16 protein-coding genes are annotated in these 20,973 nt (G+C 63.7%); 10 read left to right on the top strand and 6 right to left on the bottom strand.

Going from position 1 to position 20,973, the window contains the following annotated elements; genetic code table 11:
- Positions 1-83: 83 nt before the first annotated feature.
- The gene (locus IV498_RS14530) at positions 84-1,289 is read left to right on the top strand and encodes an argininosuccinate synthase (protein WP_269047742.1); all 1,206 of its coding nucleotides are present in this window, start codon (positions 84-86) and stop codon (positions 1,287-1,289) included.
- A gap of 59 nt (positions 1,290-1,348) precedes the next feature.
- Complete coding sequence (gene argH / locus IV498_RS14525) at positions 1,349-2,764, top strand: argininosuccinate lyase (protein WP_269047757.1); 1,416 nt, start codon at positions 1,349-1,351, stop codon at positions 2,762-2,764.
- On the opposite strand, the gene IV498_RS14520 is transcribed toward argH, so the two are convergent.
- Entirely contained in the window at positions 2,761-3,942 is a 1,182-nt protein-coding gene (locus IV498_RS14520) for a CynX/NimT family MFS transporter (protein ID WP_269047740.1), read from the bottom strand. The two genes, argH and IV498_RS14520, sit on opposite strands and share 4 nt — an antisense overlap.
- A 159-nt stretch (positions 3,943-4,101) precedes the next feature.
- Here IV498_RS14520 and IV498_RS14515 point away from each other — a divergent pair, with 159 nt between their 5' ends.
- Together IV498_RS14515 and IV498_RS14510 are read left to right on the top strand one after the other, a co-directional pair.
- Positions 4,102-4,701, top strand: coding sequence for a pyridoxine/pyridoxamine 5'-phosphate oxidase (locus IV498_RS14515; protein WP_269047738.1), 600 nt, complete (start codon positions 4,102-4,104; stop codon positions 4,699-4,701).
- A 7-nt stretch (positions 4,702-4,708) separates the two neighbouring features.
- Entirely contained in the window at positions 4,709-5,341 is a 633-nt protein-coding gene (locus IV498_RS14510; protein WP_269047737.1) for a hypothetical protein, read from the top strand.
- A gap of 169 nt (positions 5,342-5,510) precedes the next feature.
- Here the strand turns inward: IV498_RS14510 and IV498_RS14505 are convergent, their stop codons facing one another.
- From IV498_RS14505 to IV498_RS14490, 4 genes are read right to left on the bottom strand one after another with little or no spacing between them, the layout of a single operon-like run.
- On the bottom strand, positions 5,511-7,229 hold the full coding sequence (locus IV498_RS14505; protein WP_269047735.1) for an ABC transporter family substrate-binding protein: 1,719 nt from the start codon (positions 7,227-7,229) through the stop codon (positions 5,511-5,513).
- A 47-nt stretch (positions 7,230-7,276) separates the two neighbouring features.
- Entirely contained in the window at positions 7,277-9,388 is a 2,112-nt protein-coding gene (locus IV498_RS14500; RefSeq protein ID WP_269047755.1) for an ABC transporter ATP-binding protein, read from the bottom strand.
- A gap of 4 nt (positions 9,389-9,392) precedes the next feature.
- Complete coding sequence (locus IV498_RS14495) at positions 9,393-10,313, bottom strand: ABC transporter permease (protein WP_269047733.1); 921 nt, start codon at positions 10,311-10,313, stop codon at positions 9,393-9,395.
- Positions 10,314-10,316: 3 nt separating this feature from the next.
- On the bottom strand, positions 10,317-11,300 hold the full coding sequence (locus IV498_RS14490; RefSeq protein ID WP_269047731.1) for an ABC transporter permease: 984 nt from the start codon (positions 11,298-11,300) through the stop codon (positions 10,317-10,319).
- 300 nt (positions 11,301-11,600) lie between these two features.
- Here IV498_RS14490 and IV498_RS14485 point away from each other — a divergent pair, with 300 nt between their 5' ends.
- Positions 11,601-12,338 carry a maleylpyruvate isomerase family mycothiol-dependent enzyme gene (locus IV498_RS14485; protein ID WP_269047729.1) on the top strand — a complete coding sequence of 246 codons (738 nt, stop codon included), beginning with the start codon at positions 11,601-11,603 and terminating at the stop codon, positions 12,336-12,338.
- 116 nt (positions 12,339-12,454) lie between these two features.
- Here the strand turns inward: IV498_RS14485 and IV498_RS14480 are convergent, their stop codons facing one another.
- The gene (locus tag IV498_RS14480; RefSeq protein WP_269047727.1) at positions 12,455-13,978 is read right to left on the bottom strand and encodes a DNA-3-methyladenine glycosylase 2 family protein; all 1,524 of its coding nucleotides are present in this window, start codon (positions 13,976-13,978) and stop codon (positions 12,455-12,457) included.
- Between the two features lie 130 nt (positions 13,979-14,108).
- Between IV498_RS14480 and IV498_RS14475 the strand changes: the two genes are divergently transcribed.
- The 5 genes from IV498_RS14475 to tyrS all read left to right on the top strand — a co-directional run bounded on the left by IV498_RS14475 (position 14,109) and on the right by tyrS (position 20,471).
- Positions 14,109-15,356, top strand: coding sequence for an MFS transporter (locus tag IV498_RS14475; protein ID WP_269047725.1), 1,248 nt, complete (start codon positions 14,109-14,111; stop codon positions 15,354-15,356).
- 30 nt (positions 15,357-15,386) lie between these two features.
- The gene (locus tag IV498_RS14470; RefSeq protein ID WP_269047723.1) at positions 15,387-16,055 is read left to right on the top strand and encodes a DNA-3-methyladenine glycosylase; all 669 of its coding nucleotides are present in this window, start codon (positions 15,387-15,389) and stop codon (positions 16,053-16,055) included.
- Between the two features lie 216 nt (positions 16,056-16,271).
- Positions 16,272-16,778, top strand: coding sequence for an adenine phosphoribosyltransferase (locus IV498_RS14465; RefSeq protein WP_442951358.1), 507 nt, complete (start codon positions 16,272-16,274; stop codon positions 16,776-16,778).
- 92 nt (positions 16,779-16,870) lie between these two features.
- On the top strand, positions 16,871-19,111 hold the full coding sequence (locus IV498_RS14460; protein WP_269047719.1) for a HelD family protein: 2,241 nt from the start codon (positions 16,871-16,873) through the stop codon (positions 19,109-19,111).
- Between the two features lie 46 nt (positions 19,112-19,157).
- Entirely contained in the window at positions 19,158-20,471 is a 1,314-nt protein-coding gene (gene tyrS, locus IV498_RS14455) for a tyrosine--tRNA ligase (RefSeq protein WP_269047717.1), read from the top strand.
- Positions 20,472-20,973: the final 502 nt, after the last annotated feature.

Below are 20,973 nucleotides of genomic sequence, written 5' to 3'. Positions count from 1 at the left end.
ACCGCGAAGCCGCATGACAGCAGCGCCGCGAAACCGCAGCACCGCACGACCACAGATTTCCAACCCAATTGAGGAGCAACAAAGTGACTGACCGCATTGTTTTGGCCTATTCCGGTGGACTCGACACCTCCGTGGCCATTGGCTGGATCGGCGAAGCCACCGGGGCCGAGGTGATCGCCGTCGCCGTCGACGTGGGACAGGGTGGCGAATCGCTGGAAACCATCCGCCAGCGGGCTTTGGGCTGCGGCGCCGTTGAGGCGTACGTGGCCGACGCGCGCGACGAATTCGCCAACGAGTACTGCATGCCGACGCTGAAGGCCAACGCCCTCTACCAGGGCCACTACCCGCTCGTTTCTGCCATTTCACGCCCGGTGATCGTCAAGCACCTGGTCAGGGCGGCCAGGGAATTCGGTGCCAGCACCGTCTCGCATGGCTGTACCGGCAAGGGTAATGACCAAGTCCGCTTCGAGGTGGGCATCCAGACCCTCGGCCCGGACCTGAAATGCATTGCGCCGGTCCGCGATCTGGCACTGACCCGGGACAAGGCCATCGCCTTCGCGGAGGAGAAGGGCCTGCCGATCGAGACCACCAAGAAGAATCCGTACTCGATCGACCAGAACGTCTGGGGCCGGGCGGTGGAGACGGGCTACCTGGAGGACATCTGGAACGGGCCCACCAAGGACATCTACGACTACACAGCGACTCCGGAGTTTCCGCCGGCCCCGGACGAGGTCACCATTACCTTCCGCAGCGGAGTTCCGGTGGCGGTGGATGGCGTGGCGCTGTCTCCGCTGGCGATTATCCAGGAGCTGAACCGCCGCGCCGGGGCCCAGGGCGTGGGTCGGATCGACGTCGTCGAGGACCGGCTGGTGGGCATCAAGAGCCGCGAAATTTACGAAGCGCCGGGTGCCATGGCCCTGATCACGGCGCATAAGCACCTTGAGGACATTACGATCGAGCGCGAACAGGCCCGCTTCAAGGCGACTGTCGGTCAGCGCTGGAGCGAGCTGGTCTACGACGGGCAATGGTTCTCGCCGCTGAAGCGGTCCCTGGATGCGTTCATCGAAGATACCCAGCAGCACGTGTCAGGCAACATTCGGATGACGCTGCATGGCGGGGCTGCGGTGGTGAACGGACGCCGTTCGGACTCCTCACTCTATGACTTCGACCTGGCCACCTATGACACGGGGGATACCTTCGATCAGTCGCAGGCCAAGGGCTTCATCGAACTCTGGGGGATGTCCTCCAAGGTAGCTTCCCGGCGCGACCAGCGCGTCGCGGGGAAGTAGCACTGGTGGCTGCGAACGGCGAGGTTAAGCGGACGCAGGGAAGCCCAGCGGGGGGAACCTTGGCCAGGCAGGGGTCGGGAACCAATACCGGTGCCCTCTGGGGTGGCCGCTTTGCCGGCGGTCCTGCCGATGCCTTGGCCGCGTTGAGTAAATCCACGCACTTTGACTGGCGCCTGGCGCTGTACGACATCGCCGGATCGAAGGCGCATGCCCGGGTGCTTCACGGGGCTGGATTGCTCGACGACGGCGAACTCGAGGCTATGCTCGCGGCCCTCACCGCGCTGGGCGCGGATGTGGAATCCGGCGCCTACGTGGCGGCTGAATCGGATGAGGATGTGCACGGCTCTCTGGAGCGCGGACTGATTGAGCGCGCCGGGGCACAGCTTGGGGGCAAGCTGCGGGCTGGACGATCCCGCAACGACCAGATTGCCACCCTGGGGCGGATGTACCTCCGGGACCATGCCCGAATCATCGCCGGCGGTGTGCTGTCCGTCATTGACTCCCTACTGGGCCAGGCCCGGTCCCACGCCGCGGTGGCTATGCCGGGACGGACCCACTTGCAGCACGCCCAGCCGGTGCTGCTGAGTCACCACCTGCTGGCCCATGCCTGGGCCCTGCTGCGCGACGTCCAGCGGCTGCAGGACTGGGACAAACGGGCGGCGGTTTCGCCCTATGGATCCGGTGCGCTCGCGGGATCATCACTAGGCTTGGATCCGAATGCGGTGGCCGCGGAACTGGGCTTTACCTCCGCCACGTGGAATTCAATTGACGGTACCGCCGCCCGCGACGTGTTCGCCGAATTCGCCTGGATAGCGGCCATGATTGGTGTGGATCTGTCCCGGATCAGTGAGGAAATCATCCTGTGGGCCACCAAGGAGTTTTCCTTCGTGACGCTGGACGATTCCTACTCGACCGGGTCATCGATCATGCCGCAAAAGAAGAATCCGGATGTTGCGGAGTTGGCCCGCGGAAAAGCTGGCCGGCTGATCGGCAACCTCACCGGATTGCTCGCAACGCTGAAGGGATTGCCACTGGCGTACAACCGAGACCTGCAGGAGGATAAGGAGCCGGTGTTCGATGCTGCCGATACCCTTGAGCTGCTGCTTCCGGCTGTGTCCGGAATGATTGCCACACTTGTTTTCAACACCGAGCGCATGCAGTCTTTGGCACCGCAGGGTTTCGCGCTGGCCACCGATATAGCCGAGTGGCTGGTCCGGCAGGGCGTTCCCTTCCGGGAGGCGCACGAGCTTTCCGGTGCGGCCGTGAAACTGGCGGAGAGCCGTGGCGTGGAGTTGTGGGATCTGACGGATGCGGAGTATTCCGGGATCTCCGGCCGGCTGACCCCTGAGGTGCGGACGGTGCTCAGTACCGACGGGTCGCTGAACAGCCGGGATGCCCAGGGCGGCACCGCGCCGTCGGCCGTCGCTGCTCAGCTGGACGCGCTGCAGGTCCAGCTTGGTGAGTTGCGCCTTTAGATGAAGCGCTTCCGGCCCGACAGCACGGCGAAAACGCACAGCGCCAGCATGAAGAACAGCAGGAACAGCAGCGGCGGGATCCAGCTGCCGGTGAATTGATGCAGGGCGCCAATGGCCAGCGGGCCAACGGCCGCCAGGAGATAGCCCACCGATTGGCCCATCCCGGACAGCGCGGCCGACTCTTCATGGTCCCGCGCCCGGAAGCCGAACAGGGACAGGGCCAGCACAATGCATGAGCCGGCGCCGAGCCCTTCGATGATCACCCACAGCATGGCCGCACCCGGAAGGAGGAGAAGGCCCGCAACGCCGATCACCAGCAGGATGCTGCCACCCAGATTGACAACTCGCTGGTCGGCTGTGCGTTGCAGCGCAATCGGTGTCAGCGAGCTGGCAATTACGCCCGCGACCAGATAGACGAAAAGGTACAGACCCGAAGTCGCCTCAGACACTCCCCGGCTCACCATTATGGACGGCAGCCAGGCTATGAAGGTGTAGAAAGACATGGACTGCAGTCCCATGAAAATGGTGACTTGCCAGCTGATCGGGGAGGTCCAGACGCGTCGGGTTACCGGGCCGCCGTCGACCGCATCCGGAAGTGTGCGGCTGCGCAATTGGGGCAACCACACCGCTGCGGCAATCAGCGCCAATCCCGCCCAGATTCCCAGCGAAATGCGCCAGCCGCCGGGGGTCTGGCCAGCGATGGGCACGGCGACGCCGGAGGCGACGGCTGCGACCAGAGTCTGGACGGTGGTATAGGCGCCGGTCATTCCTCCAAGCCGATGCGGAAAGTCCCGTTTAATCAGGCTGGGCAGCAGCACGTTGAAGAACGCGATGGCGATGCCCAGCCCAACGGTGCCCGCCCAAATCAGGCCTGGCACCGGCAGCGACCGCGCCAGCACAGCGGCTATCAGCAGGAGCAGGGAGCCGAACACGGTCAGCTCCAGACCCAGCCGGCGCGCCACCCAGGGCGCTGCAGGGGAGAACAGACCGAAGGCCAGAACGGGCACGCTGGTCAGCAGGCCCGCCCCCGCCGGACTGAGGCCCAGATCCTGGGAAATGTTGTGGATCAGCGGGCCGACGCTGGTGATTGAGGCCCGCAGATTGGTTGCAACGGCCAGAACACCGATGATGAGCAGCACGGTGGCGGCGGTACTGCGCACCGGAGTGGATACGCTCACCGCGTTCCCAGGTAGCCAGCGAGTAGTCGATTCACAACTGGAGTTTAGTGGTGGTACCGGAATGCGCGTAATCGGACGCCGATGCCACAGCAGGAGATGTCAGCGGTCGGCAGCGTTCAACGGCGGCTGACATGCAATTGGCCGGGATAAGCTGGGCGGGTGAGTGAATTTCGGCGCCGACTGCGGGCGCTTCCAGACTTTCCTGATGTGCTGCCCGACTTCGACGTCGCCTCCGCGCCGGCGGACCCGGCGGTCCTGTTCCGTCAGTGGCTGGAACACGCCATCTCCGCCGGAGTGCCACAGCCGCACGCCTGCAGTCTTGCCACCGCGGATGCGGCAGGCAATCTGTCCTCACGGATGCTGATCCTTAAAGACCTCGACGACGACGGTTGGCACTTTGCCACCGGCCGCAATTCACGCAAGGGTCGGGAGCTCGCCGAAAATCCGCGGGCGGCGATGAACTTCTACTGGGCACAACTGGGCAGACAGGTCAGGGTGAGCGGCACCGTCGTCGAGCTTTCAGCGCAGGCCTCCGCCGCGGACTGGGCGGCCAGACCCTCCGCTGACGGCTCGGCCAATCCGGACTGGCAGCTTTATGCCCTCCGGCCCACGGGTGTGGAATTCTTCCAGGCACAACACGACCGCCGGCACATACGGTACAGCTGCCCGTTTTCACCCGTGGATGCCCTTCCGATCAACCCTGGCACAGACGACACCGACACTGACGGCAGCCTCGGCGGTTGGCCGGCGGTCAGGTAGGGGAGCCGTGAAGACAAGCGAACCGATCGCACTGAGGTCGACGCTGTCGCGGTGGTCTTCCGTGCTGGTGTGGGTCATTTGCATGCTGTTGGCCATCAATTTTCTCTGGCTCGGCAAAGTGCTGGAACTGCTGGCGTATCTACCCTGGCTGGCGGTGGCGTGCTGGGGAATGTACACGTTGTGCTGGCATCCGGTGCTGCGGGTGGAGGCGGACCGCTTAGTGATGGTGAATCTGCTGCGGGACCGGCTGATCCCCTTCAGCGCTGTGGCGGACATCCGCGTCACGCATTCGGTCCTGATCAAAACCGCTGACGCCACCTACACGTCCTGGGGCGCCCCGGGGCTGGAACGGTTTGGGCCAAAGCTCGGCGACGGCGGTGTGTCGGCGGTGACGGCGGGTGGTAGGCGGCCGCAGGCGGTTTCCCGCACAGGGTCGCAGGCGATCCTGCAGCGCGCCTGGAGTAGCTGGGAACAACTGCATGAAGTCGATCCGCAGCCCGGATGGGATTCATCCGCGGTGTCTGTTCCAACGGCGGCGGTTTCCACATTGTCCGTTTCCACTAGATGGAACCGGACCGTACTGATTGGTTGGGCCGTTATTGTTGCGGCCTGCGTGCTGGACATCGTCCTCAACCTGTAAGCAACTGCTGTCTAAGCGCCTCCTGGTGAGGTCTAGCGGCCGCGGCACCATTACTGCCCTGCTCAGTCTTGTTTGACAGCCTGGTTCCGAGCTGTGCCGGGCACAAAAAGCTGGCCCCGATTCGAAACGAACCGGGGCCAGCTTTTTGTTTACTTCATGCTCCGACGTGTCAGCTCTTCCAACCGACAGTGGTCCAGTCAACATCCTGGAACTGCGTGGCGCCCAAGTTTACGAGGCCCTTCTTGACCGCGGAAACCGTAGGAGTCGGGGAAATCGGCACCATGGGAACGTAGGAGAAGATCTTCTGGTCAATCTGCTTGGCGATCTCCCGCTGCTTAGCGGGGTCCAGCTCAGCATTGGCCTGCTTCCACAGGTCGCCCAGGGCAGGATCGCTCACCCCGTTGTAGTTCTGTTCCGAATCCGCCGGGTAGAAGATCGACTCCGCGCTGGACACCGGGAAGGCGGTGCCAACCCAAGAGAACAGCGTGGTCTGGAAGTTCTTCTTGTCCGTGGTGGTGATGTAGTCGGAGAAGAACTTCGCAACCGGCACCGTGTCGATCGTCAGCGTTACACCAACGGCCTTCAGGTTGGCCTGAATCTGCTTGGCCGCATCTGCCGAGGTGGCAATACCGGAGGGAACGGTCACCGAAATGGCCAGCGGCTTGCCGTCTTTGGCACGCACACCGTCGGAGCCCTTCTTCCAACCAGCCTCATCCAGCAACGCCCCCGCCTTGGTGGGATCGTAGCCAATGGTTGAGGACGCGTCGTCGGTGTACCCGTTCTGGCCGGGCATGTAGATGTAGTTGTCCATCGTCGTCACCGGTGCACCCAAGGGGCTCAGCCGGCTTTGGGCGATGGTGTCGCGGTTGATCGCCCGGGCAATTCCCTGTCGGACCTTGACGTCATCCAGGGGGGCCTTGGCCGCATTGAAGTCGAAGTGGTACCAGGTAACGCCACCGGAGCGCTGGATCTCGCCGTCGTCGCGCTTCTTTGCCGTGTTGTAGACATCGGCGCTCACAATGCCGCTGCCGATGCCCATCGCGTCAACCTCTTTGTTCGCGAAAGCCTGCGCCAGCGAATCCTGGGATTCGATCGTTTTAACGATAATCGTGTCCAGCTTCGGCTTCTGCCCCCACCACTTGGGGTTGGGCGTCAACGTGACGACCTGTCCGGTGGTATCAACCTTGGACACCATGAAGGGTCCATTGGCCGGGACCGGCTTGCTCTTGTACGCGTCGTTGAACGTTGCCGGATCCTTCATCACGGATGCTTCGAACGGGTTCATGACCGAGGGCCAGTCAGCGTTTTTGTTCTTGAACGTGACCTTGTAGTTGTAGTCCGTGTCCTCCTTTTCCACCGCCGAGATGTCCTGGTAGACGTTGGTGGAGGCTACCTGGAATTTCTTGTTGGTGCCGTTGAAGGCTTTCCAGGTCATCAGCATGTCCTTGTAGGTCATGGGTGCCCCGTCGGACCATACGGCCTTCGGGTTCAGCTTGACCTCAACGACCTGCGGATCCTGGCTGATCAGCTTGATCTCAGTGGCGTAGTCCGGGTTGGCTTCCCAGGTGCCATCCGCTTTGATGCGCACCGGGCCGCCCGTGGTGGAGGCCAGCAGAACCCTGATTTGGTCCGAGGTGTTGCCGTCAACCGTTCCGGAGTTCCAGTTAGCCGGCATGGCGTCAATGGGAAGCGTTAGGCTGCCACCCTGCTTCACCGCCGAGTAGTCTGCGACCTCCCACGCGGTGTTGGGCAGCTTGGCCTGATCGCTGGCTCCCTGGCTCGCGTTGACGCTAGGACCGGCACCCCCGCTGCCACCTGAACACGCAGACATGGTCAGCGCGAGAGCCAGGGCAGCGGCGCCGAGTGCTGCGTATCTTGTCCTCTTCATGGATATATTCCTCCCCTTATGGAGTGTTCCATCAATGGCAAATGCCTTTATCGGCATTGCCCTTCCGTTCCGGTGCTGATCAGCACATCATGCTCGGCATGATGGCAGGCAACGGAAATTCCTTCGAGCGCGCGCAGGGAGGGGTCTTCATCCTTGCAGCGCTGCTGCAGATTCTCGGGCAGCAATGTGTACAGCGGGCAGCGGCTGCGGAAATTGCAGCCGGGAATTTCATCCGTGGGGGAGGGCAGGTCCCCCTCCAGGAGCACGCGCCTGCGGCTTCTTTCCAGTGTTGGATCCGGTATCGGGACGGCGGAGATCAGGGCCTGCGTATACGGATGCCGCGGTCGGTTGAAGACGTCATCGGACGCGCCCAGTTCCACGATCCGGCCCAGGTACATCACCGCCACATGGTCCGCGATGTGATGCACCACGGCCAGGTCATGGGCCACGAAAAGGTATGACAGTCCCAGCTGCTGCTGCAGATCGGCGAGGAGATTGATCACCCCGGCCTGGATCGAGACATCCAGGGCTGAGACAGGCTCGTCCAGGACCAGGATCTTCGGGGCTGTCACCAGCGCCCTGGCGATGCCGATCCGCTGCCGCTGGCCGCCGGAAAACTCATGCGGATAGCGCGAGGCCATCTCCGGATCCAGCCCCACCAGTTCCATCATCTGAGAAACCTTGCGCTGCTGTTCCTTCCTGCTGACGCCATGCACGGTCAGGGGCTCGGCGATGACGTCGTGGATCGGCAGCCGGGGATCGATGGAGGCCATCGGGTCCTGGAAAACGACCTGGATGTCCTTGCGCATTTTCAGCCGGTCACGCTTGGACAACTGCGCCACGTCAATTCCGTTGACGCGGATGCCGCCGTGCTGCGGTTTTGTCAGCTCCAGCACTTCCATGATCGTGGTGGACTTGCCGCAGCCGGATTCACCCACCAATCCCAGCGTTTGGCCGGCACCGAGGTCGAAGCTGACGCCGTCGACCGCGCGGACAACGCCGATCTGGCGCTTAAAGACGGACCCCTTCATCAGCGGGAAGTGGCGCACCAGCTCATTCACGGAGAGGACCTCCGCACCTGCGTTCTCCACCGGAATCCCGGCGGCGACCGGCTGGGGACGGGGGAAGACGTCGGCGCGCTCCAGCGTTCCGTCGCTGATCTCGGCTGAGCGGATACAGGCCGCCGAATGGAACGGGTCCCCAGGCTGGGCGACCAGCGCCGGCTCCGCCTTCCGGCAGTCGTCAATGGCGATGGGGCATCGGGGCGCAAAGGGACAGCCCGGCGGCAGCGCCGCGAGCGAGGGTGGCCTTCCCTCCAAAGGCACCAGCCGGGCCTCGGTGGACGCCATCGAAGGCATCGAGCGCAACAGCCCGATGGTGTATGGCATTGCCGGTTCGTGGAAGACTTGGTCCACCCCGCCGGTCTCCACCAGCTTTCCGGCATACATGACGGCGATTCGGTCCGCGTTACCTGCCACCACACCAAGATCGTGCGTGATCAATACGACGGCGGCCCCCGTCATCTCCTTGGCCTGCTGCATAACTTCCAGGATCTGTGCCTGAATGGTCACGTCCAACGCAGTGGTGGGCTCATCGGCGATAATCAGCTTCGGATCATTGGCGATCGCGATCGCGATCATGGCACGCTGCCGCATCCCGCCGGAGAACTCGTGTGGAAAGGCTTCGGCCCGGCGCTCGGGGCTCGGGATGCCAACAATTTTCAACAGTTCCACCGCCCGCAGCGCCGCGGCCCGGGTGGAGAGTTTTTTATCGTGCAGCAGCAGGCCCTCAGCGATCTGGTGCCCCACGGTGTAGACCGGGGTCAGTGCCGAGAGCGGATCCTGGAAGATCATGGATAGTCCCTTGCCGCGGATCCGGGAGAGCTCGCCGTCGGAGCGCTCCAGCAGCGATTGTCCTTGGAACCGGATGCTTCCGGTAATTTTCGCCGAGGACGGCAGCAGGCCCATTACAGCCATCGAGGACACCGACTTGCCCGAGCCGGATTCGCCGACGATACCCAGGAACTCCCCGGGATTGACGTGGTAGCTGATGCCGCGGACGGCCCGGACATCAGCGCCGGACTGCGGAAAGGTGACCGATAGGTTCTCAACTTCGAGCACCGGGGTGACACCTTGGGGATGAGTGCCGGGGACGATCATGGTTTCAGTCACGGTTGGCTCCTGAGGTCGGGTCGACGGCGTCGCGCAGGGCGTCGCCGGCAAGGCTCGTCGCGAGCACGGTGATGACAAGGATGGCAGCCGGGAAAACGAAGAGCCACGGGCGGGTGGTGGCGGCCCCGGTACCACTGGAGAGCAGCGTTCCGAGCGAAACATCGGGCGGCTGGACACCAAAGCCAAAGTAGCTCAGCGTCGTTTCGGTCAGGATCGCGGCGCCGACGCCCAAGGTGGCGTCGATGATCAGCAGCGAGGACACGTTGGGAATGATGTGCCGCCGGATGATGGTGGACGTCTTCACGCCCATGAAACGAGCCGCCTTGACAAAATCACGGTCCCGCAGCGAGGAGGTTTGGGCCCGGATAACGCGGGCCAGGATCATCCAACTGAACACCGCAAGATACACCATGACGATGACCCAGGAGCCGCCTTTAATCAGCGGGTAAAGCATGATCAGGATGTACAACGCCGGCAATACCAGCAGCAGATCGATGAACCAGACAATGATTCGGTCCCAGACGCCGCCCAGATAGCCGGCGAGGGCTCCGATGAAACCGGCCAGAAGGGCTGAGACCGGGCCGACCACAAATCCGATGATCAGCGATTTACGCAGTCCGACGATGGTTTGGGCATAGAGATCCGCGCCAATCTGGTCCGTACCGAACCAGTGTGCGGCGGTCGGAGCCGTGTTCATCGCCATGACATCCAGGCCGACGGCGTTGTAGGTGTAGCCCGCCAGACCGAACAGCGACCAAAGCACAATCACGGCCAAGGTGACCGCACCAACCCAGAAACGGGGGGTATGGGCCAGTTTGCTGAAAATGATTCTCGCCCGGGAGGACGGTCTAGCCTGGCGCTTGGAAACTTCGGACTTAACCGGGAGGACTTGGGCCTCTTCAACCATGCTCATCTGCTAAACCCTCACTCTTGGGTCAAGGGCCGCGTAGACAACTTCGGACAACGTGCCCGCTATCAGCACCAGAATGGAGGCGAACAGGACCGAACCGGCCACACCGTTGATATCGTTCTGCTGCACCGAACTGACCAGATACTCGCCCATGCCGTGCCAGCTGAAAACCAGCTCCACCACCGTCGCGCCGGTCAGCAGCAGTGCGAAGGAGTAGGCGAAGTAGGTGGACATCGGGATCAGCGCGATGCGCACGCCGTGCTTGACGAGCGCCCGGTTGCGGCTCATGCCTTTGGACCGCGCGGTGCGGATATAGTCCGCCGACAGGACATCGAGCATGGCGCTGCGCTGATACCGCGAATAGCCGGCGGCAGCGGTCAGCGAGAGGGTGATGGTTGGCAGAATTAGGTGGTTGAGCCTGTCCCCAAACATCACCAGGAAACTGCCTTGCAGCCCGGCGGTGTATTCCCCGCTGAAATTGATCAACTGATGTCCGGTTATGCCGTTGAGGCCGGTTGCCAGGATCATCAGGATGACGCCGATCACGAAGGTCGGTGTCGCTCCCACGGTAAAGGAGGCGTACGAGACGAGCTGGTCGCTGAGCCGGTACTGTTTGACGGCTCCCCAAACACCGAAGGCAACACCCAGCAGCGCTCCGATGATGCTGCCAATAATCAGCAGCCGCAGGCTTACCCCGGCCCGTGCTGCGATGACCGCAGTGACCTGCTGATTGTCCACGGTCATCCCCAGCGAGCCGTGCATCACCAGATTGGACAGCCACGTCCAGAGCCGTTCCAGCACCGGAACATGGGGATTGACACCCAGGCCATCCAGGATGGAATTGATGACCTCGGGGGCCGGCTGCGGGTTCCGGCCGAGGTACCGGGCTGCCGGATTGAGCGCCGAACTGGCCAGAACATAGGCCAGCAAGGTGGCGATCGCGGTCAACACGAAGTAGTTGATGAATCGCTTAATGATGAAGCCGATCATCGGCGCACTATCCGCTGAAGGCGGTTGGAGACGTCTGCCCGACCTTCTGCCCAACCTGCTGGATGTGATCTGGACGGAAAAGGTCCGGAACAGATGAGCACAAGCAAAGTCCTTTGATCGGCTTTGAAGCTGTGGCCGCGGGATCGGCAACCACCGGAGCGGTCATTCGGCCGCACCTTGATGTACGTGGGCCACCTCACACTGAAACCGCTTTCGGACCAAAGCTACTACAGGACAAGTGGATGTCAACTTGACACGGTGGCCACGGTGGTCTTTTCCGGCGGCCGCTAGGCTGGTGCCATGACTGAGCTATCGACGGCAGCGCTCCTGACCGCACTCCGGACCACGGCGGCCATCCTGCTGGAAAAATCCGCTGCCCTGACCGACAGCGGAATGCGCACCGGCACTGAACTTCCGGGCTGGACGCGCGGACACGTGCTGGCTCATCTGAGTGGGGTTACCAATGCGATGGCCCGGCAGGCGGAATACGCGGTGCGGGGTGAAAAGACGGAGCTGTACGACGGCGGATTCGAGGGCCGCAACAAGGCCATCGAACTGGCAGCCGGGCACGGAGCGGCGGAACAGCACAGGGATCTGGAGGCGGCACTGGACCGGGCATTGACTGCCTTCGACGCCCTCGATGAGGTCGGGTGGAGGGCAAGCATTGCCTACCGGAACGGAGTTGTGCTGGACGGCGGCCTGGCCCTGTGGCGCGAACTGGTCATCCACCTCTCCGACCTCGCGGTGGGCCGTGGGCCGGAAACCTGGACGCAGCCGTTTTGCCGGCACCTGTTCGACTTTCTCACTGCACGGGTTCCTGCGGAACTGCGCCTGAAACTTCAACCGCTGGGGCTGCCGCCACTGACATTGGGCAACGGAAACCGGTCCATCTCCATCAGCGGCATGCTGACGGACATCGCCGCTTGGCTGGCTGGCCGAACGCCAACCTCAGGCAGCCTGCGCGCCACGGCAGCGGCCGATGGGGTTGACCTGCCCGCCTTACTCCCGTGGCCGGCGGGCGTCCCTGTGCCCCAGTAGGCGGGCGACGCTGACGAGCCGACGGTGCTGCTGCCTGCCCGCTTGTCCTCCGCCGCCGGAATGCGGCCGCAGGCCACGCCGCTCCGGTTAGTCCGCCACCGGCGGGAATGAACCGACTAACGCAGCGCGGGTAGCGATTTGGGCGGCCGGGCGGCCGCCCGCCACAGCTGCATCGTCGCGTACGAGCGCCAGGGGCTGAATCGGGCGGCATAGGCCACTGCTGCGGCCGGCTTCAATTGCGCTCCGGCAGCAGGTCCGCCCTCGAGTACGGCCAGAGCGTTCCGGATGGCGGCGTCATTGGCGAGGAAGACATCGGGGGCTCCGAGCACACGCATTGCCACGTACCCGACCGTCCATGGTCCGATCCCGGGCAGCGGCAGAAGCTTTGCCGACAGTGAGCCCGGGGTGTCCGCGAGGCCGATTTCCAGGCCACCTTCGGCGAGCAGAGCCGCAATGGCACGGACCGATTCAATCCGCCGCCGCGGCCCGCGGAGGAGCTCCGGTCCACTTTCGGCAATCTGGGCAGGCGAGGGGAATTGCCGGTACAGCGTATCGGTGGCGATCCGGCTGAGGCTGCCCACCGAAGCCAGCTGGTTCAGCGCCGTCCGTGCCGCCGCGACAGTGATTTGTTGGCCGATCATGGCTCGGATCAGCATTTCCTCGGGCTGGACCGCGCCGGGCACCCGGATTCCCGGCACCAGGACGGCGCGACGCGCCATAGCCGGCTCCGAGCGAAGCACGGCATCAATGGCGCAGGGGTCCGCGTCCAAGTCCAAAAGCCGGCGTACCCGGCCCAGCAACACGGGAAGATCCCGCAGGTCCTCAGTGTGTGTTTCCAGCTCCAGCCTGGTACCCGTCCATGTCACAGTAAAGCGCGCGTCGCCGTGATCGAGGGCAAGCGACCGGGAGTAGTGCCGCCCATCGCCGTCTTCGACCCCCTCGACAGCACGGGCGGCGAGGAACTCGAAAATTCCCGGATCGAAAGGTTGCCGGAACGGTAACGTCAGCCGCAGGTTAGTTGCTGCCGGTGCCGGGGCAGAGCTGATCCCGCTGAACGGGAGTTTGATCCCCTGATCCGTGGACGGCGCGGCCGTGGCCCGCAGCTGCGTTGGCGTGAGAGCAAAAATCGTGCCGATTGTGTCATTGAACTGGCGGATGCTGCCGAAACCGGCAGCGAAGGCGACGTCGGAAAGCTTCATTGCGGTGGCGGTCAGCAGGACCCTTGCCGTCTGAGCGCGGGTTGCCCGAGCCAACGCCAACGGACCGGCTCCCACCTCCGAGGTCAGGATCCGGTCCAACTGCCGGGTCGAGTATCCCAGGGACGCCGCCAATTCGGCCACGCCGCCACGGTTCAGCGCACCGGCGCCGATCAGCCGCATGGCCCGCCCGGCCAGATCCGAACGCAGGTTCCATTCCGGACTGCCGGGAACGGCTTCCGGGAGACACCGTTTGCAGGCACGGTATCCGGCCTCATGCGCCGCCGCGGACGTTTGGTAAAAGCTGACGTTGCTGGATTTGGGCGTCCGGGCCGGGCACGAGGGCCGGCAATAGATGCCAGTGCTCCGGACGGCCGTCACAAATTGCCCATCGAAACGCGCATCACGCGATTCGATCGCCCGGTAGCGTTGCCAGAAGTCCATGCCGCCATTCTTCCAGCTCCTTTCTCCCGTCGCTGGCGAAAATCGGACATGGCCGAACCACGGTCCTCACGTCAGGCAGGTAACGATGGAACCGAACCCCCGAAGATCCTCCGCTGAGCGGCTCAGACCGATGTCGTTTCTGTTAGCCTTCGGTTGGATCAGCCTGCTGGGCGATTTCGTTTATGAGGGTGCCCGATCCGTGACAGGGCCGCTGCTGGCCTCACTTGGTGCGTCGGCAGCCGCGGTCGGAGCGATAACCGGTGCCGGTGAAGCCGCCGCGCTGCTGCTGCGGCTGGCCTCCGGACCGCTGGCCGACCGGACGCGGCGTTTCTGGACGCTGGCCATCGGCGGCTATGTCCTGACAGTGTTGGCCGTCCCGCTGCTGGGATTCTCCTCAGCGCTGTGGGTTGGCGCGGCCCTGGTGATCGCCGAGCGGGTGGGCAAAGCCGTTCGGAGCCCCGCCAAAGACACCATGCTCTCGCACGCCGCCTCCTCGCTGGGACGGGGAAAGGGATTCGCCCTGCAGGAGGCGATGGACCAGATTGGTGCCGTGGCGGGACCGCTGAGTGTTGCCCTGATGCTCTCGCTGACGGGGACCAACTACGGGCCTTCGTTGCTGGTGCTCGCTGTCCCGGGCGCGGGAATGATCGCGATCCTGCTCTGGCTGCGGCGGCGGATGCCATTTCCGCAGGATTACGAACCGCTCATCGCCGTTTCCGACATTAGAACCGCCGCACGGGGCACCACCGCCGCCGGTACAGGGAGCGACACCCTCTCCGGTACGCGCGCCCGGCTGCCTGCGGCTTTTTGGCAGTACTCGATCTTCACAGCCCTGACCATCAGCGGAATGGCGACCTTCGGCGTGCTGGCCTTCCACATGACGTCGCGGGGAATCGTTCCAGCTCCACTGGTGCCGCTGGTCTACGCCGCAGCGATGGCTGTCGATGCAGCGGCTGCCTTGGCCAGCGGCTGGCTCTACGACCGCTGCGGTGCCGCGGTGCTTGCGGTCCTGCCCGTAGTGGCGGCGCTCCTCCCGGGATTTGCATTCGCCAATTCGCTCCCTTTCGTTGTGCTCGGCGCCCTGTTGTGGGGTTGTGCCACGGGACTTCAGGAGTCCACGCTGCGGGCCTTGGTGGCGGATCTGGTTCCCCCGGGACGGCGTGCCACCGCCTACGGAATCTTCGCGGCGGTGATCGGTGTTGCCGCGCTGGCCGGCGGTACCGCCGCCGGGGTGCTGTACCAGGTGTCCATTCCGGCGCTGGTGCTGACCACGGTGATTATTCAAGCGGCTGCGTTAGCGCTGCTGGGAACGGTCCTGCGCCGGCAGTCTCGGGCGGGGAAGCGGTCCAAGGGCGGCGAAGCACCGGCTCCGCAGTAAGCCCGACGGCGGTGCTGTTACGGTACAGGTATGGGTTCCAATTCCGCCGATTCAGAGTTGCTGGAACTGCTCCGACAACCCTCCACCGCGGCCGCACCCCGCTTGCTGGGAGCCGTGGTGCGGCACAGTACCCCAGCCGGAACAGTGGCCGTAAGGCTGACCGAGGTGGAGGCATATCTCGGTCCGGAGGACTCGGCGGCGCCGGACCCGGGCTCGCACAGTTTCCGCGGCCAAACCGCGCGGAACGCTGTCATGTTCGGTCCACCGGGGCATTTGTATGTCTACTTCACATACGGCATGCACTACTGTGCCAACCTGGTCTGCTCGGACGCCGGCACCGCGTCGGGGGTGCTAATGCGGGCCGGTGAAGTGGTGGAGGGACTGGAACTGGCACGCGAACGGCGGACCGCATCGCGGCTTGACTCCGATCTGGCGCAGGGACCGGCACGGCTGGCCGTGGCGCTGGGAATTGGCCGCGAGGACAATGGTTCATCGATCCTCGGCGCGGCATTTCATGTTGGGCTCGGCGAGCCGGTGCCTGGATCGGCCGTCAGCAGTGGTCCCCGGGTGGGCGTGAGCGGCGCGGGCGGCGATGAGGGCTATCCTTGGCGCTTTTGGATTACCGGTGATCGGACCGTCTCCCGTTATAAGCCGGCCGCAGTCCGCAAACGGCTCGCGGTCAAACCGGAGGCCCGTTAAGCCAAGCCAGGAAGTCGCCCGCTGCAGCCGTGGAGGCTGCCGTGGACGCGGCAGCGGCCAAACAGTGAGTGCGCGGCGGTCAGTGCGATGGCCACTGGACTCCGTCAGCGGGGAGTCGCCAGTAGGTAGCGAACGGTGCGGCAGCGGTACGGTGGAGTAGTGAATTCTCCCGTATCCGCCACCTCGGCCACCGCGCCGCGTGAGTCCGTCGAATCGATCATCAGCCGCCTGATCAAGACCGTTCCGGACTACCCGGAACCGGGATTTTCCTTTAAGGACCTGACCCCGGTCTTCGCCGATGGACCAGCCCTGCACTCATTGGTTCGGGCCCTGGTGGAACCGTTCGCGGGCCAGTTTGACGCCGTCGCCGGGGTGGAGGCCCGCGGGTTCCTGCTCGCTGCGGCCGCAGCTTATGCCACTAATACCGGCGTCATCACCGTCCGCAAGGCAGGGAAACTTCCCCGTGAGGTGTACCGGGAGGACTACTCGCTGGAATACGGCCGGGCCGCCCTGGAACTGCACAAGGGGGACGTTCTAGCGGGCAGCCGGGTACTGATTCTGGATGATGTGCTGGCCACCGGTGGAACGCTCTCCGCGGCCGCCCGGCTCTTTGAGCGGGCTGGCGTGAACGTCGCAGGCTTTGGTGTGGTGCTGGAGCTGGGAGAGCTGAGGGGCCGGGCGGCGCTGGCCGGCCACCGCGTTCGATCACTGATGCGCCTCTGACCCGGCCGACCGTGAAGGGATGAGCAGCGGCTTTTGAGTCCCGCAAACGGCTGTAGAATGGACGGTCTGCCTTTTGCGAAGGGATCGCCGCAATGCTTGATGCTGAACTCGCCCATGAGCGGGATTATGTAGCGGGGCTCTATGCCCGCTTGGACGAACTGCGCCAAGAGAAAATGAGGCAGCTGGAGCAAGTTAGACGCACCACCTCCATGGGAACGCACCAGAATCGATCCGAACGTGACGCCTTTGCGTCCCTGTATGAGGATCGGCTGGCGCAGTTGAACGCGGTCGATGACCGGTTGGCCTTTGGCCGGCTGGACCTGGATTCGGGCGAGGAACGCTACATCGGACGGATCGGCCTTTCAACGGAGGATCTGCACCAGCTCATGGTGGACTGGCGCGCCCCGGAGGCCGGCACCTTTTATCAGGCGACGGCGTTCGAACGCCAGGGGGTCCGTCGTCGTCGTCATCTGATCCTCAATGGCAGGACCGTCAAGGCAATCGAGGACGATGTCCTCGATCCAGCCATGCTCAGTGAGGGCGGCACCCTGCAGGGTGAGGGCGCGCTCCTGGCCGCGCTGAATTCGAAGCGGACCGGCCGGATGTCCGACATCGTCGGCACCATCCAGGCCGAGCAGGACCGCATCATCCGTTCGCCCTTAGCCGGTGCGCTGGTGGTGCAGGGAGGTCCCGGAACCGGAAAAACGGCCGTGGCGCTGCACCGGGCGGCCTATCTGCTGTACACGCACCGGGACCGGTTGAAATCCGCGGGCGTGCTGTTGGTGGGGCCGTCGTCGTCCTTTATGAAGTACATCGAACGCGTGCTGCCATCCTTGGGTGAAACCGGCGTCGTGATGGCCAGCGTTGGGCTGCTGATGCCCGGCGTCGTGGCGACTGACCAGGACCAGGCGGAGGTGGCTGAGATCAAGGGCCGCCTGCTGATGGCGCAAGTGATCGCCAACGCGGTGGCCAACCGGCAGCGGATCCCGGCCGAGAACCGCAGGCTTGATGTGGAGGGCACCATTTTGGAGCTCACGCCCCGGCAGTTCCGGCGCGCCCGCGACAAGGCCCGGGCCACGGGTAAGCCGTACAACGAGGCGCGCCTGACGTTTGTGAAAATCCTGTTGCGTGAGTTGACCGAGCAGCTCACCGAGCATATTGAAGAATCAGGATTCGGCAATACGGCGGACCGCACCTATCTGGCCGAGGACGTGCGGCAGTCGCGCGATGTGCGGATTGCGCTGAACTTGGCCTGGATGCCTATGACACCCGAAAAGCTGGTGAGCGAATTGCTGGCCAAACCGGCGCTGCTGGCCGCTGCCGCACCGGGGCTCACCGAGGCGGAGCGGACGGCCCTGCAGCGTGACGCCGACGCCGCGTGGACCGAGTCGGACGTACCGCTGCTGGATGAGGCAGCGGAGCTCCTTGGCCCGGTCGATGCCAGTGCAGGACGTGAGCAGGCGGCCAGGGATGCCGACCGGCGCCGCGACCTCGCCAACGCCGAACGGGCCATTGAAAACATGAATCAGGCGATGGAGGATTCCGGCGTTGACGGCATGCTCACCGCTGAAAACCTGGCGGACCACAACGCTGTGCTGGGTGACAGATTCACGCCGGCGGAACGGGCGATGACGGACCGGACCTGGGCATTTGGCCACATCGTGGTGGACGAGGCGCAGGAACTTTCCGCCATGCAGTGGCGGTTGTTGGTACGCCGCTGCCCGCTGAAGTCCTTCACCATTGTGGGCGACATCGCGCAGGCCAGTTCAGCCGCCGGAGCAACGTCCTGGCGGCAGGCGCTGGAGCCCTTTCTGGCAGATCGCTGGCGGTTGGAGGAGCTCACGGTCAATTACCGGACCCCTTCCCAAATCGCCGAGGCAGCGGTGCGGATGGCCAATGCGGCCGGGCAGGTCGTTTCCGCCCCCAAAGCGGTGCGCGAGGGTCGCTGGGATCCGATCATCGACTACGTCCCTGCCGATGCTGTCCTGGACCAGCTGGTCCGGGTTTTGCCTCAGGAGTTGGCGGCCGTCGACGGCGGTTTGCTCGCCGTCATCACGCACCGCGGTCAGCTGGCGGCCACGGCGAAGGCTGTTCGTACGGCCTACGGCGCGCGGGTCGGAACCGGCGCTGGATCGCTGGCGCAGGACATCGTGGTGATGGATCCGCACGAGGCCAAAGGACTGGAGTTCGACGCCGTCGTGATCCTGGAGCCCGCGGCACTCCTGGCGGGCAAGGGTGGCCGGGTGGGGGACCTGTACGTTTCCATGACCCGACCCACCCAGCGACTGCGTCTGATCACCTCGGCGGAACTGCCCGCGGGGATCGAAGCCTGACGCCGCATTGCCCGCACCGCGGCCACGAACTGCTAACTTAGTTCACGTGCCCGCGCAAACAGAACTTGTAGCCCAACTCAATGATTCGAGCTTCGCCAACGTCTGGCAGGAGCTCAAGTGGCGTGGCCTGATCCAGGTCTCCACCGATGAGCAGGCACTGGAAACTCTGCTGTCCGCCGGGCCAGTCACCTTTTACTGCGGCTTTGATCCCACCGCACCAAGTCTCCATCTGGGCAATCTTGTGCAACTGCTGACCATGCGCCGGCTCCAACTTGCCGGGCATCGGCCGCTGGGTTTGGTCGGCGGTTCCACCGGATTGGTGGGCGACCCCCGGCCGACGGCGGAGCGCACCATGAACACCAAAGAGACGGTGGGGGAATGGGTGGGCTACCTGCAGTCGCAGGTCCAGCGGTTCCTCAGCTTTGAGGGCACAAACGCGGCCCGAATGGTGAACAACCTGGATTGGACGGCGCCGATGAGCGCCATCGATTTTCTTCGCGACATCGGCAAGCACTACCGTGTGGGCACCATGATCAAGAAGGACATCGTCGCCTCCCGGCTGAACTCGGATGAGGGCATCAGCTACGCCGAGTTCAGCTACCAGATCCTGCAGGGAATGGACTTCCTTGAGCTGTTCCGCTCCTACGGCTGCGTTTTGCAGCAGGGCGGTTCGGACCAGTGGGGGAATTTGACCAGCGGAACCGAGCTGATCCGCAAGGTGGAGGGCAAGGCGGTGCATGCCATCGGCACGCCGCTGATCACCAATGCGGACGGGACAAAGTTCGGCAAGAGCGAGGGTAACGCCATCTGGCTGGATGCTGCCATGTGCAGCCCGTACGAGATGTACCAGTTCTGGCTCAACACCGCGGACACGGACGTGATTGACCGGCTGAAAGTCTTCACCTTCCTGGGCCGGGCAGAAATCGAGGAACTGGCCCAAGCTGTCGCCGAGCGTCCACACACGCGTGAGGCACAGCGCCAACTGGCCTTTGACGTCACCGCATTGGTCCACGGGGTGGATGCGACACAGAAGGTCATTGCCGCTTCGGCGGCCCTTTTTGGCCAGGGCGAGCTTGGCAAGCTGGACCGCGACACGCTTGAGGCCGCGACCAGGGAACTGCCGCGGGCGATGATCAGCGACGACTCGATGGGCATCATTGACTTGCTGGTTGCCTCCGGATTGGCGGCGAGCAACTCCGCCGCACGACGGACGGTGGCGGAGGGCGGGGCTTACATTAACAACGTCAAGTTCACCGACCCTGAAGCTGTCCTAACAACGGCGGATCTGCTGCATGGACGATTCCTGCTGGTGCGGCGAGGCAAGCGGACCCTGGCAATGGTGGAAGTCGCAGCCGGCTGAGAAAGTTCAGTGTGGAACTGGGCCTGCAGCCCCGCCAGTTTGCCTTCACCACCAACAGAGTGTAGTATTTTGGAAGTCGCCCGCTGAGGAGCGAAGTTCGGAGGGCCTGGAAATCGGGTGTCGAACTTGCTGGAGCGGTGACGGCATCCCCTTCAAATTGAGAGCTGATGTCAGCCTGCCCTTAAGGGCTGGCTGGCATGTGTCTCTTTTTTGTGGGTTCGTTAGCTGAACCAGCGCAGATTACGCGAAATATGCGGATTTGACAAGGGAAAAGCAAATGAAATAAGCTAAAAACGTCGCGGCAAAGAAAAACGAAACAAGAATTCACTGAATTACGTTTCGAAAATATTTGTATGCGTCTGTTGTTTGAGAACTCAATAGTGTGCCAAGTTTTGTCTTTACCGATTTATTTTATTGGTTGAGACTGTTGTTGCTGCCGTTGTGGTGGTGATGGCTTTTTTAGCTGGTTTCGAATTTAGTGCAGCCTGGCCCTGCTTTTTCC

The organism is Paenarthrobacter sp. Z7-10 (assembly GCF_026932795.1).
Taxonomy (GTDB): Bacteria; Actinomycetota; Actinomycetes; order Actinomycetales; family Micrococcaceae; genus Arthrobacter_M.
Note: the sequence above shows the minus strand (reverse complement) of the source record. Positions and strands in the feature narration are given on the sequence as shown.

Bases quoted from the DNA above. Each gene is read 5' to 3' on its own strand.
- IV498_RS14485 (WP_269047729.1), top strand. From the start codon at position 11,601: ATGACTGAGCTATCGACGGCAGCGCTCCTGACCGCACTCCGGACCACG.
- IV498_RS14460 (WP_269047719.1), top strand. From the start codon at position 16,871: ATGCTTGATGCTGAACTCGCCCATGAGCGGGATTATGTAGCGGGGCTC.
- IV498_RS14470 (WP_269047723.1), top strand. From the start codon at position 15,387: ATGGGTTCCAATTCCGCCGATTCAGAGTTGCTGGAACTGCTCCGACAA.
- IV498_RS14500 (WP_269047755.1), bottom strand. From the start codon at position 9,388: ATGATCGTCCCCGGCACTCATCCCCAAGGTGTCACCCCGGTGCTCGAA.
- IV498_RS14480 (WP_269047727.1), bottom strand. From the start codon at position 13,978: ATGGACTTCTGGCAACGCTACCGGGCGATCGAATCGCGTGATGCGCGT.
- IV498_RS14505 (WP_269047735.1), bottom strand. From the start codon at position 7,229: ATGAAGAGGACAAGATACGCAGCACTCGGCGCCGCTGCCCTGGCTCTC.
- IV498_RS14490 (WP_269047731.1), bottom strand. From the start codon at position 11,300: ATGATCGGCTTCATCATTAAGCGATTCATCAACTACTTCGTGTTGACC.
- IV498_RS14475 (WP_269047725.1), top strand. From the start codon at position 14,109: ATGTCGTTTCTGTTAGCCTTCGGTTGGATCAGCCTGCTGGGCGATTTC.
- IV498_RS14495 (WP_269047733.1), bottom strand. From the start codon at position 10,313: ATGAGCATGGTTGAAGAGGCCCAAGTCCTCCCGGTTAAGTCCGAAGTT.